This is a genomic window from Frankia sp. AgB1.9, assembly GCF_016786355.1.
Classification (GTDB): domain Bacteria; phylum Actinomycetota; class Actinomycetes; order Frankiales; family Frankiaceae; genus Pseudofrankia.
On record NZ_JADWYX010000009.1, the window covers coordinates 115,876 to 121,949 of the forward strand.

Consider the following 6,074-nt stretch of genomic DNA (forward strand, 5'->3'; position numbering starts at 1 on the left):
CCTCCTTCTTCGGTACGGGTCGGCGGGCGCGCGGGTGTCAGCGCAGCTCGCCGATGGCGATGTGCTTGACCTCCTGGAAGGCCCGGATGCCGTCCGGCCCGCGCTCGCGCCCGAGGCCGCTCTGCTTGTAGCCGCCGCTCGGGGCGTAGGCGCTGAACAGGCCGGTGTTGACGTTGACGGCGCCGGTGCGCAGCCGGCGGGCGACGGCGGTCGCCGCAGCCACGTCGGCGCCGTAGACCTGGCCGGACAGGCCGTAGGGGCTGTCGTTGGCGATCCGGACCGCGTCGTCGAGGTCGCGGTAGCCGAGCACGCTGACGACCGGGCCGAAGATCTCCTCCTGGGCCGCCGGATTGCTGTTGTCCGGCAGGTCGAGCACGGTCGGCTCGACGTAGTAGCCCCGCTCCAGCCCGGCGGGGCGGCCGCCGCCGAGCGCGACCTTGCCGCCGTGCCGCTCGGCGGCGGCGACGAAGTGGGCGCAGCGCGCGCGGGCCGCGTCGTTGATGAGCGGGCCCATCGTGGCCTTCGGATCGGTCGGCGGGCCGACCACCAGGGCCGCGTAGGCGCGGGACACCGTCTCGACCACCTCGTCCTTGCGGTCGGCGGGCACGACGATGCGGGTCGCGGCGACGCAGGCCTGGCCCGAGGTCATCGCGACCACGGCCGCGGCGCCGGCGGCGACCCGGTCCACCGCGTCGGGCAGGTAGATCTGCGCCGACTTCCCGCCGAGCTCCAGCGCGACCCGCTTCACGGTCGGCGCGGCCTGGGCGAGGATGCGCCGGCCGACGGCGGTGGAGCCGGTGAACGACACCATGTCGACGGCGGGATGGCTGGTGAGCAGCTCGGCGCCGGCCGAGCCCTCCTCGACCACGACGCTGAGCACGCCGGGCGGCAGGTCGGCGGCCTGCGCGGCGGCGCCGAAGACCAGCGAGGAGATCGGCGTCAGCGGGCTGGGCCGCAGCACGACCGAGTTGCCGGCCAGCAGCGCCGGGATCACCTTCTGGAACGCCATGATGATCGCGCCGTTGTACGGGGTGATCGCCGAGACCACGCCGACCGGCTCGTGGCGGCGCACGCTGGCCTTGACCCCGCCGCGGACCAGCTCGTCGAGCGGAACGGGGCTGGCCTGCTCGTGCGGCATCGAGAGGTACAGGTCGATGGTGGCGCGGGCCAGCGCGATCCCGGCCTGGTACTGCGCGAACTCCGCGAAGAAGGTCGGCTGGCCAGCCTCAGCGACCATAGTGGCGACCAGCGGCGCGTGGCGGCTCTCGATGTGGTCGATCAGCGCGTGCAGGACGCGAGCACGCTGCGCCGCCGGGGTGTCGGCCCACGTTCCGGCGTCGAAGCTGCTCCGCGCCGCGAGGATCGCCCGTTCGACGTCCGCTGGTGACGCCGCGGCGAGGCTCGCCACGGTGGTCTCGTCGGCGGGGTTCTCCACGTCGAACGTCTCGTCGGCGTCAACCCAGCTGCCCGCGACGTACGAGCGCCGCTCGGCGAGGATCTCCGTCATCAGGACCGACTCCTTTCCCTTGTCGGCTCGGTGGTGTAGACGACCGCGCCGCCGAAGTGGGGCGAGGACTGGCAGGCGACGCCGACCGTCGCCCGCTCCCGTTGACGCTCCCCCGCGCGGCCGGACAGCTGCAGGTAGCACTCGAGCATCTGCGGGAGGCCGTGCATCCGGCCGTTCCCCAGCGCTCCGCCGCCGGAGAGCACGGGCAGGCCGTCCGGCCGGTCGCTGTCGATCCGGCCGTCCTGGACGAAGCGGTGCGCCTCGCCGACCGGGCACAGCCCCAGCGCCTCGAGCCAGAAGTAGACGAACGGCGAGAAGCCGTCGTAGAGCTGGGGCAGGTCGACCTCGTCCGGTCCGACCCCGGCCGACGCCCACAGCCGGTCGGCCAGACCGGCGCCGGCCGCCATGATGTCGTCGAGCGGCCAGTGCAGCGGCAGCCGAGGGCGCGGCGGCGCGGCGAACGCCAGCCCGGCGACGTGGACGGGTCGGTGCGGCAGGTCGCGGGCCCGCTCGGCGGACGTCAGGACGAACGCGGCCACGCCGTCGACCGGCAGGTCGCAGTCGTAGCGGCAGACCGGGTCGTTGATCATCGGCGCGGACAGGTACTCGTCCCTGCTGAGCGGCTTCCCGTGCCAGTAGGACCACGGGATGCGGGCGCCGTTCTTGCGGGCCTCCGCGACGACGGTCGCCATCGCATCCCGGCTGGCGCCGTACCGCTGGAGGTACTCGTTGTATGGCAGCGCGATCATCGCGAGCGGCCCGAAGAAGCCCTGCGGAGCGGTCCACTGCTGGCTGCCCGCGGCGGTCCGCATCGGGTTGCCGTGGTAGCGGCCCGGCGGGTTGTGCAGCGCCCGGTGCAGCAGAACGTAGTCGGCGGCGCCGCTGGCGATGGCCCCCACCGCCAGGGCCAGGGCGCCGGGCAGCTGCCCGATGCCCTGGAACCCGGCCGCGTACCGGGGCGTGACGCCCAGGTGGTCGGCGAGCCACTGCGCCGTAACCGTGCTGACCCCGTCCTCGACGGCGTGTGCCCCGGCGGTCGGGAACAGCGCGGCGGTGGCGAACCCGTCGATGTCGTCGGGCTTGAGGCCCGCGTCGGTGATCGCCGCGCGGGCCGTGTCGACGGCGACGGCTCCCAGCGGGCGGGGCGCGTGGCGCCACACCTGGCTGTGCGCGTAGCCGACGATCGCGACGCCGCCGCCGGACGGGCGGCTCATGAGGCCTCCAACAGCCGGAAGGCCGGTATCGCGACGCCGGGAGCGACGTCCTCGAACGCCGCCGCGACTCCGGCGCCGAGCCGGAGCTTCGCCGCGGGCCCGTCGAGAAGGCGGCCGATCAGGCGCAGCTCGGGCTGTTCGGCGAGCTCGACGTCGACGAGGACGAACGGCACGTCGGCGGCGAACCCGGGCAGGAACGACTGGCGGACCACCGTCCAGGAACGCACGACGCCGGTGCCGCTGACCGCCTCGAACGCGAAGCCGGGGTCGGAGCTCCCGCAGGCCGGGCAGACCTGGTCGGGCGGGTGCACGAACGTCCGGCAGCGGGCGCAGCGGGCGACGGTCAGCACGTGCCGGCTCGCCGCGTCCCAGTAGGCGGACGACCGCTCGTCCGGGACCGGGAGCGGCCGGCCCGGGAGCGCTTCGGCCGGGCTCGTCACGGGATCGCTCCGGCATCCTTGAGCTCGGCGATCTGCTCCCAGGTGTAGCCCAGGTCCAGCAGGACCGTCTCGGTGTCCTCGCCGTGTTCCGGGGCGCGCCGCAGGTCCGCGGGCCGGCCGTTGAACTGCACGGGCACGTTCGGCAGCGAGTAGCTCGGCCCGCCGTCCACCTCGACCTGGCCGAGGTAGTCGTTGGCGAGCACCTGCGGGTCGGTGAGCAGCTCCTCGACGGCCTGCATGGGGGCCCACGGCGCGTCGATCCGGCCGAGCAGCTCCTTCCACTCGGCGAAGGTCCGGGTGGCGAACTCGGCCTCGAGGGCGTCGACGCAGGCATCCCGGTTCTCGGCGCGGGCGCGCAGGTCGGCGAAGCGCGGGTCGGCGGCGAGGTCGTCGCGGCCGACGAGGCGGCAGAAGCCGGCCCAGTAGCGGTCGGACTCCAGGAAGACGAGCTGGATGTGCCGCCCGTCGCTGGTCCGGTAGGCCCCGACCAGCGGGTTGACGTAGGCCTGCCGCCCGGTCGTGGCCCGCGGCCTCCCACCGGCCAGCGCCGACAGGACGTCCGAGGACAGCGTCCACATCGCGGTGGCGAGCAGCGAGACGTCGACGACGGAGCCCTCGCCGGTTCGCTCCCGTGCCAGCAGCGCGGTGGCGATCCCGAACGCCAGGGCCATCGCGCCGTTGCGGTCGCCGATCGCGCCGCGCTGGCCGATCGGGGCGTCCCGGTCCGGCGGGGTCAGGACGTGCGCCATCCCGCCCTGCGCCCAGAAGGCCGACGAGTCGTAGCCGGGCCGGTCGGCTCCGGGCCCGCGGGCGCCGAAGCCGTGTCCGCGGGCGTAGACGAGCTGGGGGTAACGCGCGGTGAGCTCGTCCGGGCCGAGGCCGAGGCGCTCCAGGGCGCCGGGCCGGAAGCTGGTGAGGAAGACGTCGGCCGTGTCCAGCAGCCGGTCGAGGGCCGCGCGGCCGGCCTCGGTGCGCAGGTCCAGCGCGACCGAGCGCTTGCCCCGGTTGGCCAGGGCGACGGAGAGGTTCACCCCGCCACCGTCGGTGCCGATGCCCTGGGTGGCGAGCGCGCGGTACGGGTCGCCCTCGGGCCGCTCGACCCGGATCACGTCGGCTCCCCAGTCCGCCAGCAGCGCACCGGCGACGGGCACGAACACCCACTGGGCGAGCTCGACGACGCGTAAGCCGTCGAATGCACCCTTCGCCACGCGAGCACCTCCTCTTCTTGATCATTTCGGCCTCGGCCGAGCGGCCGGCACCGGAGACCCGGGCGTCGTGTCAGCCGGTGGAGGCGGACCGCGGTCGGCGTCGCGACACGACGGGCCGACTGTAGGACGTCAGCATCTGCTTTGGGAAGACCCAATCTCGTTTTAGGTAGAACGTTGACTTCTCGCCAAGGTGTTGCGATCCTCCTCACAGCCAGCCAGGCAGCCTGCGTCCCAGGTCCCGGCACCGCCAGCCCGCCAGCCCGGGCGGCGGGAGCAGACGACTCACGCGTGATCACCGCGATTTTCAATCTTGATTCGTGACGAACGAACCAGTGAAGCGAGGTACTCGCCCATGTGGCATGACGGTTCCTGTCCTGGCTCAGGACTGCGCAGGCGCGCGGCGGCGCGCCAGGGCGCGGTCCGCTTAGGCGCCCTGGCCGGCGGGCTGGCCGCGGGCCTGCTGCTGGTGTCCGCCTGCGGCAGCGGCGGTTCCACCGGCTCGCCGGCGGGCGGCGCCACCAGCGCGGCGCCGGCGGCGAACGTGCTGGGCCCGGTGGCGAAGGCCGCCGGCGCCCCGGTGAAGATCGGGATCATCTCGGACGGGAAGTCGCCGATCATCGACCAGTCCGTCGAGTTCGACGTCGCCAAGGCCACCGTGGGCTACCTCAACGAGCACCGCTCCGGCATCGCCGGCCGGCCGATCCAGCTGGTGACCTGCGAGGCGCTCTCCGATCCCGCCAAGACAGCCGACTGCGCCAACCAGATGATCGAGCAGAACGCCGTCGCCGTGGTCGTCGGCGGCGTCGCCGCGCAGGAGAGCGCCTGGACCCCGCTGCACGACGCGGGCGTGCCGGTGGTCCTCTACTCGGCCAGCACCCCCGCGCTGCTCGGCGACGCCAAGAGCACGTACGTGCTCGCCGACCCGAACTTCGGGGTCATCGGGCTCCCGCTGGAGCTCGCCAAGAAGGCGGGCGCCAAGAAGGTGACCGCGGTGGTGATCGACGTGCCGGCCGCGAAGGGCGTCCTGGAGGCCAGCGCGCCCGCGACCTTCAAGAAGGCGGGCATCGACTTCAAGATGGTCGCCATCGCCCCGGGCACGGCCGACATGACGCCCCAGATGCAGCCGATCGCGGCCGGTGGCGGCGAGGTCTTCATCCTGGGCAACGACTCGTTCTGCATCAGCGCGCTCAACGGCCTGAAGGCGGTCGGGTTCACCGGCCCGATCTCCGCCATCGTGCAGTGCATCACCGACGCGACGCGCACCGCCGTCTCCGGCAGCGTGCTCAAGGGCATCAACGTCGCCGCCACGGCCCCGCTCGGCACGGACAACCCGTCGACCACCCTGTTCAACACCGTCTCCGCGACGTACGGCAAGGGCATCGACACCAGCAAGATCGCCGGGCTCAACACCTTCATGGCGGTCGCCGGGCTGCAGGCCGGCCTCGCGGGCCTCACCGGCGACGTCACGCCCGCGACGGTCAACGCCGCGATCAAGGCGATGAAGAAGACGGAGCTGCCCGGCTCGGGTGGCCAGCAGTTCCAGTGCGGCGGCACGGCGGTCCCGGCCTCGCCGGCATCCTGCGTCAGCGGCGGCCTGATCACCACCCTCGACGGCAAGGGCCAGCCGACGGCGTACGCGGTCGCCGGCGCCTAGCTGGCCAAGGACCGACCTTGGCCCGGCCATCGGTTCGGCGCCCGCCGAACC

At 73.6% G+C, this 6,074-nt stretch carries 5 protein-coding genes; 1 reads left to right on the plus strand and 4 read right to left on the minus strand.

From position 1 onward, the window contains the following. Positions 1-37: 37 nt before the first annotated feature. Genes I6A60_RS05325 through I6A60_RS05340 form a run of 4 tightly spaced genes read right to left on the minus strand, consistent with a single transcriptional unit; the run spans position 38 to position 4,369 of the window. Entirely contained in the window at positions 38-1,507 is a 1,470-nt protein-coding gene (locus tag I6A60_RS05325; RefSeq protein ID WP_203015822.1) for an aldehyde dehydrogenase family protein, read from the minus strand. Then, a complete protein-coding gene (locus tag I6A60_RS05330) occupies positions 1,507-2,721 on the minus strand; it encodes a thiolase family protein (protein ID WP_203015824.1) in 1,215 nt (404 codons plus the stop codon). The genes I6A60_RS05325 and I6A60_RS05330 overlap by 1 nt, the downstream gene beginning before the upstream one ends. Further along, on the minus strand, positions 2,718-3,161 hold the full coding sequence (locus I6A60_RS05335) for a Zn-ribbon domain-containing OB-fold protein (RefSeq protein ID WP_203015828.1): 444 nt from the start codon (positions 3,159-3,161) through the stop codon (positions 2,718-2,720). The genes I6A60_RS05330 and I6A60_RS05335 overlap by 4 nt, the downstream gene beginning before the upstream one ends. Beyond that, complete coding sequence (locus I6A60_RS05340; protein WP_203015829.1) at positions 3,158-4,369, minus strand: CaiB/BaiF CoA-transferase family protein; 1,212 nt, start codon at positions 4,367-4,369, stop codon at positions 3,158-3,160. The genes I6A60_RS05335 and I6A60_RS05340 overlap by 4 nt, the downstream gene beginning before the upstream one ends. Positions 4,370-4,721: 352 nt before the next feature. Here I6A60_RS05340 and I6A60_RS05345 point away from each other — a divergent pair, with 352 nt between their 5' ends. Continuing rightward, on the plus strand, positions 4,722-6,023 hold the full coding sequence (locus tag I6A60_RS05345) for an ABC transporter substrate-binding protein (RefSeq protein WP_203015830.1): 1,302 nt from the start codon (positions 4,722-4,724) through the stop codon (positions 6,021-6,023). Positions 6,024-6,074: the final 51 nt, after the last annotated feature.